20 protein-coding genes are annotated in these 17,335 nt (G+C 66.6%); 13 read left to right on the plus strand and 7 right to left on the minus strand.

The window, feature by feature from the left end:
- Positions 1–28: 28 nt before the first annotated feature.
- Together IB243_RS00405 and IB243_RS00410 are read left to right on the plus strand one after the other, a co-directional pair.
- Entirely contained in the window at positions 29–1,066 is a 1,038-nt protein-coding gene (locus tag IB243_RS00405) for an MlaD family protein (protein ID WP_192424231.1), read from the plus strand.
- Positions 1,067–1,107: 41 nt separating this feature from the next.
- Entirely contained in the window at positions 1,108–1,776 is a 669-nt protein-coding gene (locus tag IB243_RS00410; RefSeq protein WP_192425297.1) for a hypothetical protein, read from the plus strand.
- Positions 1,777–1,787: 11 nt separating this feature from the next.
- Here the strand turns inward: IB243_RS00410 and IB243_RS00415 are convergent, their stop codons facing one another.
- The 3 genes from IB243_RS00415 to IB243_RS00425 form a co-directional block, all read right to left on the minus strand.
- A complete protein-coding gene (locus tag IB243_RS00415; protein WP_370540285.1) occupies positions 1,788–2,165 on the minus strand; it encodes a hypothetical protein in 378 nt (125 codons plus the stop codon).
- A 127-nt stretch (positions 2,166–2,292) separates the two neighbouring features.
- The gene (locus tag IB243_RS00420; RefSeq protein WP_010460972.1) at positions 2,293–2,475 is read right to left on the minus strand and encodes a hypothetical protein; all 183 of its coding nucleotides are present in this window, start codon (positions 2,473–2,475) and stop codon (positions 2,293–2,295) included.
- A 354-nt stretch (positions 2,476–2,829) separates the two neighbouring features.
- On the minus strand, positions 2,830–3,156 hold the full coding sequence (locus IB243_RS00425; protein ID WP_057270917.1) for a hypothetical protein: 327 nt from the start codon (positions 3,154–3,156) through the stop codon (positions 2,830–2,832).
- 307 nt (positions 3,157–3,463) lie between these two features.
- Between IB243_RS00425 and IB243_RS00430 the strand changes: the two genes are divergently transcribed.
- The 3 genes from IB243_RS00430 (at position 3,464) to IB243_RS00440 (ending at position 6,510) form a co-directional block, all read left to right on the plus strand.
- Positions 3,464–4,027, plus strand: coding sequence for a hypothetical protein (locus IB243_RS00430; protein ID WP_192424233.1), 564 nt, complete (start codon positions 3,464–3,466; stop codon positions 4,025–4,027).
- Between the two features lie 102 nt (positions 4,028–4,129).
- Positions 4,130–5,821, plus strand: a complete 1,692-nt coding sequence (locus IB243_RS00435) for a cell wall metabolism sensor histidine kinase WalK (RefSeq protein ID WP_192424235.1) — start codon at positions 4,130–4,132, stop codon at positions 5,819–5,821.
- Entirely contained in the window at positions 5,818–6,510 is a 693-nt protein-coding gene (locus IB243_RS00440) for a response regulator transcription factor (RefSeq protein WP_192424237.1), read from the plus strand. The genes IB243_RS00435 and IB243_RS00440 overlap by 4 nt, the downstream gene beginning before the upstream one ends.
- A gap of 142 nt (positions 6,511–6,652) precedes the next feature.
- Here IB243_RS00440 and IB243_RS00445 read toward each other — a convergent pair whose 3' ends face one another.
- On the minus strand, positions 6,653–7,063 hold the full coding sequence (locus tag IB243_RS00445) for a nuclear transport factor 2 family protein (RefSeq protein WP_192424239.1): 411 nt from the start codon (positions 7,061–7,063) through the stop codon (positions 6,653–6,655).
- A gap of 67 nt (positions 7,064–7,130) precedes the next feature.
- Positions 7,131–8,729: a bifunctional 3-(3-hydroxy-phenyl)propionate/3-hydroxycinnamic acid hydroxylase gene (locus IB243_RS00450; RefSeq protein ID WP_192424241.1), complete on the minus strand. Its 1,599-nt coding sequence runs from the start codon at positions 8,727–8,729 to the stop codon at positions 7,131–7,133.
- Positions 8,730–8,864: 135 nt separating this feature from the next.
- On the opposite strand from IB243_RS00450, the gene IB243_RS00455 reads away from it, so the two are divergent.
- Together IB243_RS00455 and IB243_RS00460 are read left to right on the plus strand one after the other, a co-directional pair.
- A complete protein-coding gene (locus IB243_RS00455) occupies positions 8,865–9,974 on the plus strand; it encodes an alcohol dehydrogenase catalytic domain-containing protein (RefSeq protein ID WP_192424243.1) in 1,110 nt (369 codons plus the stop codon).
- 151 nt (positions 9,975–10,125) lie between these two features.
- Positions 10,126–10,668 (plus strand): cupin domain-containing protein, encoded by a 543-nt coding sequence (locus IB243_RS00460; RefSeq protein ID WP_192424245.1) that lies wholly within the window; start codon positions 10,126–10,128, stop codon positions 10,666–10,668.
- Between the two features lie 43 nt (positions 10,669–10,711).
- Here the strand turns inward: IB243_RS00460 and IB243_RS00465 are convergent, their stop codons facing one another.
- Complete coding sequence (locus tag IB243_RS00465) at positions 10,712–11,299, minus strand: NADPH-dependent FMN reductase (RefSeq protein WP_057223600.1); 588 nt, start codon at positions 11,297–11,299, stop codon at positions 10,712–10,714.
- Positions 11,300–11,333: 34 nt separating this feature from the next.
- Here IB243_RS00465 and IB243_RS00470 point away from each other — a divergent pair, with 34 nt between their 5' ends.
- The 6 genes from IB243_RS00470 (at position 11,334) to IB243_RS00495 (ending at position 16,617) form a co-directional block, all read left to right on the plus strand.
- Positions 11,334–12,050 (plus strand): GntR family transcriptional regulator, encoded by a 717-nt coding sequence (locus IB243_RS00470; protein WP_029413710.1) that lies wholly within the window; start codon positions 11,334–11,336, stop codon positions 12,048–12,050.
- Positions 12,051–12,486: 436 nt separating this feature from the next.
- Positions 12,487–13,347 carry a fumarylacetoacetate hydrolase family protein gene (locus IB243_RS00475; RefSeq protein ID WP_192424247.1) on the plus strand — a complete coding sequence of 287 codons (861 nt, stop codon included), beginning with the start codon at positions 12,487–12,489 and terminating at the stop codon, positions 13,345–13,347.
- Positions 13,348–13,436: 89 nt separating this feature from the next.
- Positions 13,437–14,408: a tripartite tricarboxylate transporter substrate binding protein gene (locus IB243_RS00480; protein WP_057270937.1), complete on the plus strand. Its 972-nt coding sequence runs from the start codon at positions 13,437–13,439 to the stop codon at positions 14,406–14,408.
- 33 nt (positions 14,409–14,441) lie between these two features.
- Positions 14,442–15,020 carry an amino acid synthesis family protein gene (locus tag IB243_RS00485; protein WP_057270927.1) on the plus strand — a complete coding sequence of 193 codons (579 nt, stop codon included), beginning with the start codon at positions 14,442–14,444 and terminating at the stop codon, positions 15,018–15,020.
- A 2-nt stretch (positions 15,021–15,022) separates the two neighbouring features.
- On the plus strand, positions 15,023–16,036 hold the full coding sequence (locus IB243_RS00490; protein ID WP_192424250.1) for a zinc-dependent alcohol dehydrogenase family protein: 1,014 nt from the start codon (positions 15,023–15,025) through the stop codon (positions 16,034–16,036).
- 20 nt (positions 16,037–16,056) lie between these two features.
- Complete coding sequence (locus tag IB243_RS00495; protein WP_057270929.1) at positions 16,057–16,617, plus strand: VOC family protein; 561 nt, start codon at positions 16,057–16,059, stop codon at positions 16,615–16,617.
- Positions 16,618–16,837: 220 nt separating this feature from the next.
- Here IB243_RS00495 and IB243_RS00500 read toward each other — a convergent pair whose 3' ends face one another.
- Positions 16,838–17,131 carry a DUF4148 domain-containing protein gene (locus tag IB243_RS00500; RefSeq protein WP_192424252.1) on the minus strand — a complete coding sequence of 98 codons (294 nt, stop codon included), beginning with the start codon at positions 17,129–17,131 and terminating at the stop codon, positions 16,838–16,840.
- Between the last annotated feature and the right edge of the window lie 204 nt (positions 17,132–17,335).

The raw sequence follows: 17,335 nt of genomic DNA on the forward strand, positions 1-17,335 counted from the left end.
TCCTTTCAGCGACCCACCTTTCGGCACCATGAACGACGAGAACCACAACGCCCGCCCAACGCCGCCCCCAGGGCCCGCTCCGACTTCTTCGGCCGCCGATGTGCCGCCCGTGGAAACCTTGCGCCCGGTGGCCTACCTGGAGATCAAGGCGGCGGCGTTGCTGCTGTTCACGGTGGCCCTCATCGTAGGCTCGGGCCTGTACCTGCTGTACGCGCGCGGCGCGTTCGAGCCCACGCAGACCCTGGTGCTGACGGCGGACGATTCCGAAGGCGTGGTGGTGGGCATGGACATGACGTTCTCGGGTTTCCCCATCGGCCGCGTGCGCCGCATTGAACTGGCCGAAACCGGCAACGCCCGCATCATCGTGGACGTGCCCCGCAAGGATGCGCACTGGCTGCGCGAATCCAGCGTGTTCACCCTGGTGCGGGGCATCGTGGGGGGCACCAACATCCGCGCTTACACCGGCATGCTGAACGACAAGCTCCTGCCCGATGGTTCCGTGCGCCCGGTGCTGCGCGGCGACGCCACCGCCGAAATCCCGCAGCTCATGGCCTCGGCGCGCGAACTGCTGTCCAACCTCAATGCGCTTACGGCGCAGGACGCTGCCCTGGGCGGCAGTCTGGCCAACGTGCGGGCGCTGACCGACCGCATCAACGGACCGGGGGGTGTGCTGGGCGTGCTGATGGGCAACGAAGCCGATGCGAAGAAGATCGTGGCCACGCTCGAACGCACCAACTCCTTGCTTGCGCGCCTGGACGGCATGGCCGCACGCGCCGACAAGCAGGTGTTTGGCAGTGAGGGCAGCAAGGATGCGCTGGTGCCCGAGGTGCGTGCCACGGTGGCCCAGCTCAATGGCCTGCTGGCCGACACCCGCACCAGCCTCAAGAAGGTGGATGCGGTGCTGGTGGAGGCCCAGGCCATTGGCGCCAATGCCCGCGAAGCCTCCACCGACCTGGGGGCCCTGCGCGCCGAGGTGGAAAGCAATCTGCGCAAGGTGGAAAGCCTGGTCAACGAAATCAACCGCAAATGGCCTTTCGCGCGGGATACGGAACTCAAGCTGCCATGAAGCCATTTGCCGCACTGTCCTTCAAGCCCCAGCGCCCTGCCATGTCCCTGCGGATGCCCTTCTTCGGCGCCATGGTGGTCGCGGCGGTGCTGCTGGCCGCATGCTCCAGCAAACCCCCCGTGCCCGACTGGCAGATGAACGCCCAGGGCTCTGCGCAAAAGGCCATCGATGCTTATCTGTCGGGCAATGCACGCGTGGACAAGCTCGAATGGGACCGTGCCCGTACTGAAGTGGCCCGCACGGGCCGCCCGGACCTGCTGGCCCGGCTGGAACTGATGCGCTGCGCCGCGCAGACCGCCAGTCTGGTGCCCGGCCCCTGCGAAGGCTTTGAAAGGCTGCGTGCCGACGCCGCCGCGCCCGAGCTCGCCTATGCTGACTATCTGGCGGGCCGGGTGCAGCCCCAGGATCTGGGTTTGCTGCCCGAAGCCCAGCGCAAAGTGGCCGCATCAGGCGATGCGTCGGCCCTGTCTGCCTTGGAGGACCCGCTCTCGCGGCTGGTGGCCGCAGGGGTGTTGTTTCAGTCCGGGCGCTCCAGCCCGGCGGTGATCACGATCGCTGCCGACACCGCTTCTGCCCAGGGATGGCGCAGGCCGCTGATGGCGTGGCTCAATTTGCAGGCGCAACGCGTCGAAGCTGCGGGCGACCAGCAGGCTGCAGCCGCGCTGCGTCGGCGCATGGCCATCGTGGAGCAAGGTGCACCGCTGCGCTGAGGTGTGCCTGGCTAGCGCAGGCGAGCCTGCAACTGGGTCTCGATGTGCTCCCTCTCCAGCGCAAACTGCTGGGCGTCGATTTCATTGGCCTCGTACTTGCGTGCGGTGGACAGCAGCAGCACGGTGTTTTCCAGCCGTGTGTCTTGCTGCAAGGAAGGGGGCAGGGCGGTGAGGCGATCGAAACTTTGCTTGTAGAGTTCGCTCCAGCTCAGCGCACCCGCTTGGGCCTGGGCACGCGCGCTGTCGTGCCAACGCGCGAATTCTTCGAGGGAGCCGTCCCTGGGGCTGGTGCAGCCCGTCAGCGCTGCCAGAAGCGCCGTGGTCGCCAAAGGCCACGCCATGAAGTGAGAAGAAAACTGGCCTGCAGAGATTCGAAAACGTGTGGTCACGATCGTCCTCCATTCTTGAATGCCACCGAAAATCCCGGTGCGCAGCGCCAGATGGTACTCCGATGCTATGTTTTTTACTACCAAGGCGGCAAGAGTGCCGCCGCGATCTGACCGAGGTAAGTCCAGATCATTCCAAAAAGCTGGAGGGGAGGATCTGGTCCAACCCACTGGGCAAGAGCGACATCGAATCCACCGACTGTACGGTCACATCGGGCATCAACAACGATGCCGCAGCCAGTACCGCCAGCACAACCGTGCCGGCAAACGCAGCCAGTGCGCGGGTTCCGGGTGTCAAAGGATGGCGCTTCATGATGGATCCTGTGTCAGAAAGGGGTGGGAGTCCCAATGAGCTCCCAAGCCAGCCTCAATGGCTGCTGGAAAGGATTTCAGCAAAGCATGCGCCTAGCGTCTGTCAGACAAGTGCGATATCGAGGGTTGTTTTCGGGATGTTGCTTTTGGTTGCATGTGTGCTGCCGCGTGCTGTGCAGTTGGCGGCGCATGGGGTTGCTTGGGATAGACCACAGGCAACGCCCCAAGCAAACCTAATGCGGACCACGCCTTCTCTCCGTCATCGCAGCGAAAGCGGGGGATCGAAGCACCTGAAGAGGCAAGACCTCGATTCCTTTGTATTTCTGAACGCTTGCTGCGAGCTGTTTCCCCGGGGCTAGGAATCCAGCGTTGTTCTGGTTGTGTCGCGCTGCATGTGGCAAACGTCCAGGGAAGGGAGCCAGTCGGGAATGAGTGGCCCCTGCGGAGGCTGGACGGCTGCGAACCTGAATTGGTGACGTGGATACGTGGTTGCCAGCGCTGCCCGTCCTTGCGGCGAAATAGCGAAAACCTCTGCTTTTTGCGCAGGGGCGTCAACATTGGGAAGTCGGGCTTCCACGAGCTGGGCAGCCGCCAGTACGCGAAGCTTGTCAACGTCGCAGGGCTTCTCGATCATCATGGGCAGCTTGCTCTGTGCAAGGACGAACAGTAGCTCCATGGGCATGGGGGCACTCCTTCGGGATGGAGGCACTTATTTTGAACAGGGCACTTTGGTGTGACAACCAATCACACGTTTTGCAACAAATTCACTGACTTTGTAGCAAAGCCTGAGTCCTTCGTCGCTGGGGGGTGTGAGTCCATCCAGTCGCCATGGGCGGCTGCCTGACCTTGGTTCATCGAATGTTCATGTTCCGCTCACGTTCGGCTCATCAAGAAGTCAGAACCCATCCATGTTGCTTTGGTGAACTCTAGTTCTCGCAGGCAGCCGCTCCGGCAACTGCGAGATCAAACCACTTCAACCAAAGAAAATCATGAAAAAAACCACCTGCATCGCCGTCGCCAGCCTCCTGATCGGCGCAGCTGCACTGCCCGCTTTGGCCAAGGGCCCGGTCGTCAACCACGCCATCTCCGAAAGCGAAGTGCTGGCGGCTCAGCAAGCCTGGTGCAAGGCGCTGATTGATATCAGCAACGCCAACACCTCCGGCGGCCAAGCGGCTGCCAAGGCGCTCGCTGAAAAGGTGATCGACAGCGCCTACGGCTACCAGATGGGGGCGGTGCTTTTCAAGCCGACACTTACCGAGGTGCCTCAGACCTTTCGCGTCACTCGCGAGGGCGCGCTTTCGTACTTCGTGGGGGGCAATCCGGCGTTCCCCAAGGACACCGGCTTTGCACTGAAGGGCTGGACAAAGTGCGAGATCGCCAATAGTGCCGTGTTCATCGCTGGTGACTCGGCCAACACCATGGGCAATGTGATGTTCACGGGCAAGGACGGCAAGGTGACCACGGTGGACAAGACCTGGGCGTTCGTCAAGGATGACGCGGGCAAGCTGCGCATCGTGGTGCACCATTCGTCCTTGCCATTCACCGGCAACTGACCGGCCCTGGTGTGGGGCAGCAGCCTCGTACGCAAAGGCCGCAGGCGCACTGCAAGTGCGCCTGTCCGGCTTCATAATCCGGGGCTTCCTCCCTTGCCCGCCATGTACCGCGCACGACTCTCTCTGGCCTTTGCCGCCCTGGTGGCCCTGGTCTGCATCCAGGCCGCCTTTGTGTACTGGGGCGCCAACCGCGTCAACGACTACGCCCAGCACAGCCGGCTGGCCAGCGACATCCAGGCCGAGCTGCTGGACCTGTCGGCCAACAAGCAGCGGCTGCGCGTGTGGGCCATGCAGCGTCTGATGAACACCGATGCCCAGCCCGAGCAGCGCGAACGCCTGGTGGCCAGCATGTACACCAGCGCTGCCAACCTCGACGATCTGGTGCGGCGCGACCTGGCGCTGTGGACCGAGCTCGTGCGCCGCGAAGGCGTGAGCATGCCCGCCGAGGTGCCCCAGCTGGTGGGGGTGACGGAGCTGCTGCGCGACAACATTCAGGCCGTGGAGGCACGGCTGGCGCAACTGGTGCCGCTGGAGCGGGGCGCTGACTTTCCGGCCCTGTGGAGCGAGCTCACCCAGGTGTTCGACATGGCGCGCGGGCGCGACCTGCGCGAGCTGATCAACGGCGCGATTGCGCACCAGCGCGCGGCCGTGCCGGTGGCGCGCGCCGCCACCGAGCGCGGGCTCGACGTGCTGCGTGCGCAGGCCATCGGCATGGCCCTCGTCACGCTGGCCGTGGCCGTGGTGCTGGCGCTGCACCTCAAGCGGCGCCTGCAGCGCCCGCTGGACCGGCTGCTCGAAGGCACACAGGCCCTGCAGGCTGGGGCACTGGACCACCGCGTGGCCACCGGCTCCAACGACGAATTCGACCGCGTGGCCCAGCACTTCAACGCCATGGCGGCCGAGCTGCAGCAGCACCGTGCGCGCGCCGATGCCGCGCGCCGCGGGCTGGAAGACGCCGTGCAGGCCCGCACCCAGGAGCTGAGCGCTGCGCACGACACCCTGCAGCGCCTGGACCAGCGCCGCCGCCAGCTGTTTGCCGACCTGGGCCACGAACTGCGCACCCCCGCCACCTCCATCCGCGGCGAAGCTGAGATCGCGCTGCGCGGTGGCGACAAGCCGGCCGACGAATACCGCCAGACCCTGGCGCGCATCGTGGGCGGGGTGGACCAGCTCACCCGCGTCATCCACGACCTGCTGCTCATCGCCAAAGCCGAGGCCGACCAGCTGGTGATGCACCCGGCCCCGGTGGACCTGCGCGCCCTGCTGGGCGATGCCGCAGAGCAGGCCGCCGCCTTGGGCGCACCGCAGGGTGTGCAGGTGCAATTGCTGCTGGACGGCATCGAAAGGGATGGCGATGCCAGCGGCGCACTGCCCACCGGACAGGTCACTGTGCTGGCCGACGCCGACCGCCTGCGCCAGGCGCTGGTGATCGTGCTGGACAACGCGGTGCGCTATTCAGCGCGCGGCACCACCGTGCGCATCGGCCTGCAGGGCGTGGCGGGGGCGAATGGTGTGGGTGAGGTCGCGGTCGTGGTGCGCGATGAAGGCATCGGCATCGACGCGGACGAACTGCCCCGCGTGTTCGAGCGCTTCGTGCGCGGGCGCCGGGCGCGCGCCCACCGGGCCGACGGCACGGGCATCGGTCTGTCCATCGCCCAGGGCATCGTGCAGGTGCACCAGGGCCGTATCACCATCGCCAGCGTGCCGCAGCAGGGCACGGTGGTGCGCATCGAACTGCCGCTGGTGATGGCACCCCCGCAGCAGATTGGCGCACAGCAGGGAGCACTGGTATGAACAAGCACATCCTGGTGGTGGAAGACGATGCGCGCGTGGCCGACTTCCTGGTGCGCGGCCTCAAGGCCGAGGGCTACCGCGTGGAGCTGGCCCGCACGGGGCCCGAAGGCCTGGCCCTGGCGCGCAGCGCCGAGCCCGGCGTGTTGCTGCTTCTGGACCTGATGCTGCCGGGCCTGAGCGGCCTGGAGCTGTGCCAGACCCTGCGCGCCGAAGGCCGCCACATGCCCATGCTGATGCTCAGCGCGCTGAGCAATACCGAAGACAAGGTCAACGGCCTGCGCCTGGGCGCAGACGACTACCTCACCAAGCCCTTTGCCTTCGAGGAACTGCTGGCCCGCATCGAGGCCCTGCTACGACGGGGCCGCGAGCAGCGCCCGCGCTCCAGCACCCTGCAGGTGGCCGACCTGGTGTTGGACCTGGAACGCATGCAGGCCAGCCGGGCGGGCCAGTCCATCGCGCTCACCGCGCGCGAGCTCGCCTTTCTGGAGCTGCTGATGAGCTCACCGGGCCGCGTGTACAGCCGCGAACGGATCCTCTCCAACGTCTGGGGCACCAACGAGGACCCGCTGACCAACGTGGTCGATGTGTACGTGCGCCGCCTGCGCAGCAAGATCGACGAAGGCCATGCCCTCGCGCTGATCAAGACCGTGCGGGGGTTTGGGTACCGGCTGGATGCGATGGCAGATTGAGCCAGGGCAAGGCGAGTTTTGGGTGACAGCGCTGAAGTGCGCGCACCAGCGTCGCGCTGCATTGACGGAGGCTGCCTCCGCAGCGCCCAAGTGGTCCAGGCCGGGCACAGCCTGCAAGGACTTGTTGCGAGCGCGCACGGGATCAGGTGATGCTCATCGCCAGCGGCGTGGTCTGGAACGCAATCTGCCGCCACGCTCCGCCGTCCGCCTGCGTCCACACCTGCAGCACGCGCGAGTCGATGCGCACGGTGCCGGTGCCGTCCTTGCGCACGGCCACCAGCAGCTGGCGGCCGGTCATGACGGCGCTGGTGCCGAGCACCTGCACCTTCAAGTCGGACCGGTCGATCTGCTGGTAGTCGACGTGCGTGCCGCCGGAGAGGAAGTAGCTGTCGTAGTCGTCGGTCTGCCCCTTGGCATGCACATGGGTCAGGCCAGGGTGCAGGATCTCGCGCAGCCGTGCAAAGTCGGCGCGCTTCATGGCGTCGCAGCGCTGGGCCTCCAGGTCCAGCAGCAGGGCTTCGGCGCCGGAGGGGGAATCGGTGGGGGATGTCATGGGAACCTGTTCTGTTGAAAGCCCGGAGGGCGGATTGGGGGCGGTTCAGCGGGACGCTGCGGCGTTGTCACGAGACGGTAGCGGCTTGCACTGCGAGGTGCTCGCAGGCGCGCTGCAGCAATTCGGTGGTGGGTGCCGTGCCTTGCGCCACGCCGTAGACGATGTGATCGGGCCGCACCAGGGCTGCACTGCATCCGTGTTGGCCGAACCAGCGCGCAAGGATGCCGTCGGCCTCATGCAATGCCTGCATGCCGGCCACCGCGCGAGTGGTGGTGTCGATGCATGCCACCTGCGCCTGCAGCCGCTGCAGCGCGTCGGTCCATTGCGCCAACTGTTCTGCCGAGGGCGCATCGCGCAGGACCAGTACGAAACCGTGGCCCAGCAGGTCGTCCATCATTTGCTCATGGCCCGCCGTGCCGATCTGGCAGACCGGCTGCGGGAACGGCGTTCCCATCGGTGCTTCATCGTGGTCGATGAGGCCGTGGTGCACGCCGGGCAGCAGGCTCTGGCGCAACTGCATGCGCACCTGGTGGCCTTGCTGGGCGCGCAGGTGCTCGTCGCGCTCGCAGGCACGGGTGGGGTCGCGCTCGCAGATGATCTGCCCCAGGCGCTTGACGGTGGCGGTGACCGCCTCCACCTGCGGCCCGCGCTCGGTGCCGTAGCTGTCCAGCAGCTCCTCACCCGCATGGCCCTTGAGCACCCAGTCGAGCTTCCACGCCAGGTTGGCGGCATCGCGCAGACCCTGGCACATGCCCTGGGCCAGAAAGGGCGGCATCTGGTGGGCGCTGTCGCCCGCCAGCAGCACCGGGCCCTGGCGCCACTGCTCCAGCACCACGGCGTGGAAGCGGTAGGTGGCGGCGCGCCAGATGGTGGCCTCCCCGGGGGCAATCCATGGCTCCAGCAGTTGCCAGATGGCGTCGGGCGGCATCTCGCGCTGCTCGGCCTCGTGCGGCAGCAGCAAAAACTCCCAGCGCCGGTGCGTGCCCGGACCGACGACGTAGGTGCAGGGCCGTGCCGGGTTGCAATACTGGATGTTGGTGTCGGGCAGCCGGGCCAGCACGGATTCGTTCACATGCATGTCCACCACGATCCAGGGCTCGTCGAAATCCAGGCTCTTGAGGCGCAGGCCCAGGCGCTTGCGGGCAGGGCTGGTGCCGCCGTCGCAGGCAACCACATAGCGCGCATGCACTTCGCGCGGGCTGCCGCCGGCTGCCTGCACAGTGAGCGCCGCGCCGCCATGCGCCTGCTGGACATCGGTGACCTCGTGGCCCAGATGCACCTGCACGTTGGGCAGCGCGCCCACGGCCGCACGCAAGGCGGTCTCCAGCGCCGGCTGGTTGAAGGTATACGACGGTGCCCAGGCCAGCGGGTAGGGCGCAGGTCCCATGTCGAAATGCTGGATGGGCTGGCCGTCTGCGCCCTGGTAGATGGTGGGGCGGTAGGGCGTGATGTGCGCCGCCAGCGCGCCGGCAATGCCGATCTGCTGGAAGGTGCGCATGGCCTCATGGTCCAGCGCAAAGGCGCGGGGCAGGGGGTAGATCTGCTCGGACTTGTCAAAGACTGCCACGCGGCACCCGCGCTGCCCCAGCAGGGCGGCCAGGGATGCGCCCACGGGCCCGAAGCCGACGATGGCGACGTCTACAGAAGAGGGGGTTTGGCTGGTCATAGTATTTTTAATGCAATAAATGTGAATTGTGCATAAAAAAATAAAATGTGCATTAGGGGTTGATCCCGATGCCGGCGTCCGCGCTTCGATCAAAAAATGCACAAAGTTAGATTTGTGCATTTAAAAGGAGACGACATGTCGATGATGAAAGCGGCCCGCCTGCACCAGGTCGGCGCCCCCATGGAGATCGAGCAATTGCCTATCCCCCAGCCAGCGGCCAATGACGTGCAGGTGCGCGTCAGGGCCTGCGGCATCGTGCCCAACCTGGGCAACATATTGGCCAACTGGACCACCTGGTTTCCCGAGCTGCCGCTGCCCCCGCTGCCTGCCGTCTTCGGGCTCGACCCCGCGGGCGAAGTGACGGCGGTAGGCTCCCACGTGCATGCCTGGCAGCCGGGCGACCGCGTGTACGTGAACCCCAGTCTGTACTGCGGCGGCTGCCGCGCCTGCCGCAATGGCGACCTGATCAACTGCACGCACTATGCGTTCAGCGGCTACTTCGGCTTCTCGCAGAACTCGCTCAAGCTCTATGAGAACTACCCCAACGGCGGGCTGGCCGAGTACATGATCGCCCCGCAGTACGCGCTGGTGAAGCTGCCCGACAACGTGGGCTTCAACGAGGCGGCGCGCTTCGGCTACCTGGGCACCATGTACTCGGCCATGCGCAAGGCAGGCGTGGGGCCGGGCAAGAGCGTGCTCATCAACGGCATCAGCGGCACACTGGGCATCGGCGGCGCACTGTTCGGGCTGGCCATGGGCGCCACCCGCATCCTGGGCACGGGCCGCAACCAGGAGTTGCTGGACCGCGTCAAGGCGCTCGCGCCCGGCCGCATCGAGGTGTTCTCGAATGCCGATGGCGGTGCCATCGATACCTGGGTGAAGTCGCGCACCGAGGGCCTGGGGGTCGATGCCTTCTTCGACGCGCTGGGCCCCGGCGCCTCGCACGAGACGCTGCAGCAGGGTGTGCGCGCCCTCAAGCGCGGCGGGCGGGCCTACAACATTGGCGCTATTGCCGGCATGGTGGGCATGGACCTGCATACCATGATGGACGAGCAGCAATCCATCGAAGGCTCGGCCTGGTTCACCGCCGGCGAGGGCCAGGACATTGCGGACATGGCCGAGGCGGGAACGCTCGACCTGTCGGTCTTCGAGCATGTGTGCTATCCGCTGGACCGCATCAACGAGGCGATCTCGGGCATTGCGGGGCGCAACGGCGGGTTCAGTAATTTCGTCATAAATCCTTGACGACCCCCTGAGTCGCTTCGCGCCTTCCCCCTGGAAGGGGGACGCCGCCCCTGCGGCGGGGCGGCCCTTGCACGGCGGCACTGGCTGGGGCCGTGCGCTTTCAGGGGCCTGCGCATGGAGCTTTGGTATCGGATAACTGGAGGTAACTGCTATGCAAATCAGACGAATCGTCGCGGGGGTCGGTGCCAACGGCCGCTCGCAGGTGTTCACGGACGCCGTAGCGCCGCGTGCCGTGGAGTTCGAGAGCGCACAGGGCTTTGCCGCTGCCCTGCTGTGGGCCACCTCGGCTGGCGAGGTGCTGGGCCAGGGGGCGGTGGCCGACCGCACGGGGCAGACCGGGTTCGTGCCCGCAGCGGGCGAGACGCTGCTGATGTTCGTCACCTTCCCGCCGGACGCGGTGATGATGCGCGCGGATTTCGACGGTGCGGCCTTTGGTGCGGAGTTTGCGCAGAAGGTGCCGGGCCTGGCCGAGCGATTCGAGCAGGATCACCCGGGCATGCACACCACCGAGAGCATCGACTACGACGTGGTGCTGGAGGGCGAGATCACGCTGGAGCTGGACGACGGCGCCCAGGTGCTGCTGCGCCGGCACGACGTGGCGGTGCAGCACGGCAACCGGCACGCCTGGCGCAACCACACCGACCAGCCTGCCACCATGCTCTTCGTGCTGATGGGGGCGCGGCGGCCAGGTTGAAGGCCATGACGGGGCTTGCAGGGGCGGCAGGCCCCTGCGTGCATCACGCCTGCTGGCGCGCGGCCTGGAGCCAGCGGATCTCGCCGAGCAGGTCCACCAGGCCGGCCTGGATAAAGCCCAGGGTCGGCTCGTCCACCAGGCGGCCGTCCTGGATGCGGCTGGCCACGCCTGCGATGGCGATGTGCTGGCGCACCAGCGGCCGGGCCAGCGTGGCGGCCAGGGCATCGCGGATCTGGGCCTGCGCGCGCACGCCGCCGGCCGTGCCGGGCGATGCGGTCATGACCAGCACCGGCTTGCCCTTGAGCGGCGAGGCGAAGCCCGGGCGCGATGCCCAGTCGATGGCGTTCTTGAGCACGCCGGGGATGCCGTAGTTGTACTCGGGCGAGCAGATCACCAGGCCGTCCGCAGCCGCGATGGCAGCCTTGAGCTGCGCGACTGCGGCCGGCGGGCTGTCGCCATCGAGGTCGGCGTTGTACATGGGCACGTCGTCCAGCGGGAACAACTCCAGCGTGGCCGTGGGTGGCAGCAGCGGTGTGAGGCTGCGCAGCACGGCCGTGCAGTGCGATGCGCGGCGGATGCTGCCCGATATGGCAACGAGGCGGGTGGGGGCGGCGTTCGGGTTGGCGGTCACTGGGGTTTGCTCCTTCTTTCAATTGTTTGAGTTTATGCATAAAATTCAAAACATGTACAAAAAAGAAACGCCCACGCGCACACCGCCCCTGGTTGACCAGGCGTTTGCACAACTGCGCCACGATGTGCTCAGCGGTACCTATGGTGCCGGTGCCAAGCTCAAGCTCGACGAGCTGCAGACGGCGTATGGCTTTTCCAGCAGCCCGCTGCGCGAGGCCCTGAGCCGCCTAGCCCAGGAGGGCCTGATCCGGGCCGACGAGCGGCGCGGCTTTCGGGTGGCCGCCATTTCGGAGGAAGACCTGGCCGACATCACCCGCATGCGCGTGATGCTGGACGTGCAGGCGCTGCGCGAATCCATCGCCCATGGCGACGATGCATGGGAGGCCTCTGTGGTGGGGGCCTACCACCGGCTTGAAAAAGTGGAAGGCCGCCTGGGCGATGGGCCGGTCATTCTGGACAACGATTGGACCGAACTGCACACCGCCTTCCATACGGCGCTGATCTCCGCCAGCCCATCGGAGCGCCTGCGCACCTGGAGCGCCAGCCTGTTCGACCAGGCCGAGCGTTACCGCCGCTACTCGGCCCGCTTTCGCAAGACCTCGCGGCGCAAGTCGAACGAGCACCGCAAGCTCATGGACGCCACGCTGCGCCGCGATGCGGACACCGCCTGCGCGCTGCTTGAAGAGCACATCCTGAGCACCCAGCGCAATGTGATGGCGGTGCTGGCGCAGGTCGAGCAGCAGGACGGCTGATCCTGCGGCCGCCACCAGGGCTGAAGGGCTCCTGGCTGTCCCGGCATCCAACTGACCGGTAGCGGGCTGCACGCACCGCCCTCATGCCCTGGCGGCCATAGCGGCCCCGCGCATCCCTTTCAGCCTTTCTCTTCGCGCACCCCCAGCGCATCTGCACCCACGCAGCCCAGGCGGCACGCCGCTGCGGGCTTGCCCCTGCCTGCCTGGCGCACGGTTCGGGTGCCGGCTACCCGCAACTTTCCCCCTTGTTGATTACCTGAGGCGCCGCTGCTGGCAGGCTTTTTCGCGCCCCTTCAGTTTTGTGCTTGGTATAAACCACTATGCATTTAGAATGTTTTATGCATAAAAATAACTTCATGCACCAAGTCGTGTGACCAGAAAAATTCACTTCGGGTCGCCGTTCTTTTCACCTCTCCCATCCCTTTGAAGGAAACCCATGAAACTGATGTCCTACTCGATCGCCGGCCGTGAAACCTGGGGCGTTGTCGTCGCCGATGGCGTGGCCGAACTCGCTGTGCGCACGGGCCATGCCACGCTGGCCGACTTCATCGCCAGCCCCGACTTCGCGCGCCGCGATGCGCTGGTGGCCGGGCTGGGTGCCGATGCGAAGCTGGCCGACGTGGTGTACCTGCCCGTGATCCCCCGCCCCGAGAAGATCGTCTGCGCGGTGCGCAACTACATGGACCACCACCAGGAGGTGCTGGCCGCCGGCATGCAGCGCGAGCTGTCGGAGCAGCCGCCGATCTTCTTGCGCGTATGGCGCTCGCAGACACCGCACCAGGGCCCCATCGTGCGCCCGCACGTGTCGGAGTCGCTGGATTGGGAGGGCGAGCTGGCCGTCATCATCGGCAAGGAGGGGCGCGACATCAGCGAGGTCGATGCCTGGGCGCACATCGCGGGCTACAGCTGCTACAACGATGCCAGCGTGCGCGAATGGCAGTTCCACGCCAAGCAGATCGCATCGGGCAAGAACTTCGAGTCCACCGGCGCCTTCGGCCCCTGGATGGTGACGGCCGACGAGATCGCCCCTGGCCGCGAGCTCAAGCTGGAGACGCGGCTGAACGGTGCCGTGGTGCAGTCCAGCCACACGGGCCACATGATCTTCTCGATCCCGCGCCTGATCGCCTACGCCTCCACCATCTTTACGCTGGTGCCCGGCGACGTGATCATCACCGGCACGCCGGCCGGTGTGGGCTGGAGCAAGAAGCCTCCGCAGTTCATGAAACCTGGCGACGTGGTGGAGGTGGAGATCGAAGCCATCGGCTTGCTGCGCAACCCGGTGGTCGCGCAGGCCTGAGCGTTGCCACTCCCCAGATCCCATCCATCCACCACCAACGGGTAGAGCACCAGGCCCCAAGACGGCCGCCGCCCATGGAGACAAGCATCATGAACAGAAGACACCTGCTGGCTGCCTGCAGCGCGGCTGCCGTTGCCTGGCCGGCATTGCCGGCCCTGGCCCAGGCCTACCCGGAGCGGGCCATCAAGCTCTACCAGGGCTTTGCGCCCGGCGGCAATGCCGACGCCATCGCCCGTGCGGTGGGCATGGAGATGGCCCGTGCTCTGGGCCAGCCCGTGGTGGTGGAGGCGCAGTCCGGCGCGGGCGGCACCATTGCCGCCACCACCGTGGCGCGCGCCAAGCCCGACGGCTACACCCTGCTGCTGGCCACCGGTGGCCACGCAGTGGCGGGGGCGCTGTACAACACGCTGCCCTACAAGTCGGTGGCCGATTTCGAGATGGTCTCCACCGTCACCTACTTCCCCTTTCTGGTGGTGGTCAACACCAACTCCAGGGTGCAGGGGCTGCGCGAGGTGATCGCCAGCGCGCAGGCCGCGCCCGGCACGGTAGCCTATGGTACGGCGGGGGTGGGCTCCACCCACCACCTGGCTGGCGAGCTGCTGGCCAAGCTGGCGCGGGTGAACCTGCTGCACGTGCCCTACCGGGGCGATGCCGCCTCGCTCACCGCCTTGCTGGCGGGGGACGTGCCCTTCATCATCGCGCCGCCCACGGCGGTGATGGCCAACATCCAGGCCGGCAAGCTGCGCGCCATTGCCACCACCGGCCCGCAGCGCTGGCCGGGCCTGCCCAACGTGCCCACCGTGGCCGAGCAGGGCGTGGCCGGCTACGACGTGCGCTCGTGGGCCGGCCTGATGGCACCGGCCGGCACGCCCCGGGCCGTGGTGGAGCGCCTGAACGCCGAGGCCCTGCGCGCGCTGCAGGCGCCCGCCGTGCGACAGCGGCTGGAGGACATGGGCGGCGAGGCGCGCGGCAGCACGCCCGAAGAGATGAAGGCCATGGTCAGCCACGAGCTCGAAAAATGGCAGCAGGTGGTGGCCGATGCCAAGATACCGAAACAATGAACGACTGAAAAAATTCACTGAAAGACTTTTCGCATGACTCTGATCGCCCTCCGCAAACGCAGCCTCAGCATTGAGACCATCTACCACGAAGGCGGCCCGCCAGCGCAGCAGCCGCTGCGCGTGGCTGCGGCCTGCGCGGTGATCCACAACCCCTATGCCGGCCGCTACGAGCCGGACCTACTGCCCTTCATGGCCGAGCTGCGCAGCCTGGGCACCCTGCTGGCGCAGGAGCTGGTGGACACCCTGGGCAAGGAAAACGTGCAGGCCTACAGCAAGGCGGCCATCGTCGGGGTCAACGGCGAGCTGGAGCACGGCGCGGTCTGGCACGAGGCCGGTGGCTGGGCCATGCGACAGGTGCTGGGCGAGCCCAAGGCCATCGTGCCGGCGGCCAAGGCCGTGGCGGCCACGGGCTACCGGTTGATGGTGCCGCTGCACTACATCCATGCGGCCTATGTGCGCAGCCACTTCAACAGCACCGAGGTGGGTATACAGGACGCACCGCGCCCCAACGAGATTTTGTTCGCGCTGGTGATGGCCGATGGCGGGCGCGTCCACTCGCGCCTGGGCGGGCTCACGCGCGAGCAGGTCAGCGTGCACGACGGGCAGCGCTGAGCATGGCGGCACACACAACCATAACGATGAAGGCCGTGCAGCTGCAGGTCACCGGCGGCCCCGAAGTGCTGTCGCTCGTGGACCTGCCCGAGCCCCAGCCGGGCCCGGGCGAAGTGCGCGTGCGCGCCCACGCCATCGGTGCGGGCGGGCCGGACGTGCTGATCCGCAACGGCACCTACAAATGGATGCCCCCGCTGCCCGCCGTGCCCGGCAATGAGCTGGCCGGCGTGGTGGATGCCGTGGGCCCTGGCGTGTACCGCCTGGCCGTGGGCGAGCGCGTGCTGGTCAGCGCCCGCGAGCTGCCCCAGCGCGGTGGCTGCTACGTGCAGGCCATCTGCGTGGACCAGGCCGTGCCCTTCGTGCTGCCGGCCAGCATTGCCTTCGACGATGCGGTGAGCCTGGGCAACTTCCAGCTCGCGCTGGCGCTGCTGGCGAGCAACGGCAACCTGCCTGCGCAGGCCATCCTGGTGCCCGGCGCGGCCGGCGGCGTGGCCACGGCGCTGGCGCAGGTGGCGCGCTCGCGCGGGCTGCGCGTGATCGGCACGGCATCCAGCGCGGAAAAGCGCGCTTTTGCGCTGGAGAACGGGGTCACCGACCTCGTCGATGGCGATGTGCAGGCCCTGCCGCAGCACGTGATGCAGCTCACCGGCGGGCGCGGCGTGGACCTGGCCTTCGACCACGTGGGCGCGGGACTCTTCATCGCTTGCCTGCGCTCGCTGGCGCCCTCGGGCATGGCGGTGTCGTACAACATCCTTGCCGGCCCGCCCTCCAACGACGTGTTCGACGAGCTGCGCAAGCTGCTTGCCAAGAGCCTGGCCATCCGCACCTTCTCCATCCACGCGGTGGATGCCGACATCGCACAGCGCCGCGGCCTGATGGAGCAGGCCATTGCGCTGATGGCCAGCGGCCAGGTGCGCGCACCGCGCGCCATGCGCCTGCCGCTGGCGCAGGCCCGCCAGGCGCACGAGCTGCTGGACAGCGGTGGCACGCTGGGCAAGCTCGTCCTCGTTCCTTGAATTGTGTGGAGCCTGTCACCATGAACACCCCCTACACCGCCAACCTCTCTCACTGCGGCATCTTCTGCCGTGACCTGGAGGTCATGAAACGCTTCTACACCGGCGTGTTCGACATGCAGGAGACCGACCGGGGCGAGGGCGTCACCTTCCGCTTCGAGATCGTGTTCCTGAGCGGCCGCAACGACCAGCACCACCAGTTGGTGCTGGCCGGCGGGCGCGGCGCCGATGCGCCCAGCACGGTGATGCAGCTGTCCTTCAAGGTCCAGACCCTGGACCACCTGCGCGAGGCGCGCCGCAGGGCTCTGGCGCTGGGCGCCACCAAGATGCGGGGGCTCAACCACGGCAACGCCATCTCCATCTACTGCATGGACCCCGAAGACAACACGGTGGAGGTGTACCTGGACACCCCCTGGTACGTGAGCCAGCCCCACGGCGACCCGCTGGACCTGGACCAGGACGACGAGGCCATCTGGGCCCAGACCGAGCGGGTGGTGCGCACCGACCCGAGCTTCATGCCGGTGTCGCAATGGGCAGCACGCTTCGCATTGCGTAACGAGGCGTTGAAGAAATCGAAGCTTTAGTCGAGGGCGATTGGGAGCATCCTTCGCCTCTGATCGCGGATCCAAGGACGCGCAGGGGTTGCGAGGCTTTTCAGCTGCTTGCAGAGGCATGGACGCAGCAACAAAAAAGGCTCCCAACGGGAGCCCAGTTTGCTTGGCTTCAGTGCGGGATAAAAACACTCCCCATGGCAGCAGCACCCGCGAAGTGCCGCCACCATGGGAAGGCCCGCAACTGCGTCAATTACATGGCGCCGATTTCGCCAGAAGAGATCTGGCCCGTGCGCAGGGCTTCAGCAGCCTGGGCACGCACCGCAGCGCGGTCGGCGGTGGACTTGTAGGTCACCACACGCGAACCAGCAGGCTCGATGGAGCGGGTCTGTGTCACGGTAGCGGCTTCAGCAGCCACTTCAGCGCGGGTGCGGTTCGTGTCGAACTTGGTGGCGAACTGCGAAGCATCGGCTTCGTCAGCCTGGGCACCGAAAGAAGCGAAAGCGGCCACAGCGGCGATGGAGAGGAAACGTGCGGTGTTGTTCATGATGAAAATCCTTGAAGTTAAAAAAGCGTCTCAAAAAAACCGGAACAAAGAGCGAGAGAGGAAAGCTGCTTCAAACCGGGTTCGGTGAGTCGCCTTGCGGGTTCGGCTCATCGATGGGTTGAACTGTACGCCGCTGTTGTCCAGAGAAAAACCATCGGGTTGCGAACTGACCGTTTCAGTATTACGAACAATGCAGTGGGCCTT

It is taken from the genome of Acidovorax sp. ACV01, from assembly GCF_014851495.1.
In the GTDB taxonomy this organism is placed as follows: domain Bacteria; phylum Pseudomonadota; class Gammaproteobacteria; order Burkholderiales; family Burkholderiaceae_C; genus Acidovorax; species Acidovorax radicis.

Excerpts from the sequence above, each read along its gene's own strand:
- IB243_RS00405 (WP_192424231.1), top strand. The coding sequence starts at position 29 with ATGAACGACGAGAACCACAACGCCCGCCCAACGCCGCCCCCAGGGCCC.
- IB243_RS00410 (WP_192425297.1), top strand. The coding sequence starts at position 1,108 with ATGTCCCTGCGGATGCCCTTCTTCGGCGCCATGGTGGTCGCGGCGGTG.
- IB243_RS00420 (WP_010460972.1), bottom strand. The coding sequence starts at position 2,475 with ATGAAGCGCCATCCTTTGACACCCGGAACCCGCGCACTGGCTGCGTTT.
- IB243_RS00425 (WP_057270917.1), bottom strand. The coding sequence starts at position 3,156 with ATGCCCATGGAGCTACTGTTCGTCCTTGCACAGAGCAAGCTGCCCATG.
- IB243_RS00430 (WP_192424233.1), top strand. The coding sequence starts at position 3,464 with ATGAAAAAAACCACCTGCATCGCCGTCGCCAGCCTCCTGATCGGCGCA.
- IB243_RS00435 (WP_192424235.1), top strand. The coding sequence starts at position 4,130 with ATGTACCGCGCACGACTCTCTCTGGCCTTTGCCGCCCTGGTGGCCCTG.
- IB243_RS00440 (WP_192424237.1), top strand. The coding sequence starts at position 5,818 with ATGAACAAGCACATCCTGGTGGTGGAAGACGATGCGCGCGTGGCCGAC.
- IB243_RS00445 (WP_192424239.1), bottom strand. The coding sequence starts at position 7,063 with ATGACATCCCCCACCGATTCCCCCTCCGGCGCCGAAGCCCTGCTGCTG.
- IB243_RS00450 (WP_192424241.1), bottom strand. The coding sequence starts at position 8,729 with ATGACCAGCCAAACCCCCTCTTCTGTAGACGTCGCCATCGTCGGCTTC.
- IB243_RS00455 (WP_192424243.1), top strand. The coding sequence starts at position 8,865 with ATGTCGATGATGAAAGCGGCCCGCCTGCACCAGGTCGGCGCCCCCATG.
- IB243_RS00460 (WP_192424245.1), top strand. The coding sequence starts at position 10,126 with ATGCAAATCAGACGAATCGTCGCGGGGGTCGGTGCCAACGGCCGCTCG.
- IB243_RS00470 (WP_029413710.1), top strand. The coding sequence starts at position 11,334 with ATGCATAAAATTCAAAACATGTACAAAAAAGAAACGCCCACGCGCACA.
- IB243_RS00475 (WP_192424247.1), top strand. The coding sequence starts at position 12,487 with ATGAAACTGATGTCCTACTCGATCGCCGGCCGTGAAACCTGGGGCGTT.
- IB243_RS00480 (WP_057270937.1), top strand. The coding sequence starts at position 13,437 with ATGAACAGAAGACACCTGCTGGCTGCCTGCAGCGCGGCTGCCGTTGCC.
- IB243_RS00485 (WP_057270927.1), top strand. The coding sequence starts at position 14,442 with ATGACTCTGATCGCCCTCCGCAAACGCAGCCTCAGCATTGAGACCATC.
- IB243_RS00490 (WP_192424250.1), top strand. The coding sequence starts at position 15,023 with ATGGCGGCACACACAACCATAACGATGAAGGCCGTGCAGCTGCAGGTC.
- IB243_RS00495 (WP_057270929.1), top strand. The coding sequence starts at position 16,057 with ATGAACACCCCCTACACCGCCAACCTCTCTCACTGCGGCATCTTCTGC.
- IB243_RS00500 (WP_192424252.1), bottom strand. The coding sequence starts at position 17,131 with ATGAACAACACCGCACGTTTCCTCTCCATCGCCGCTGTGGCCGCTTTC.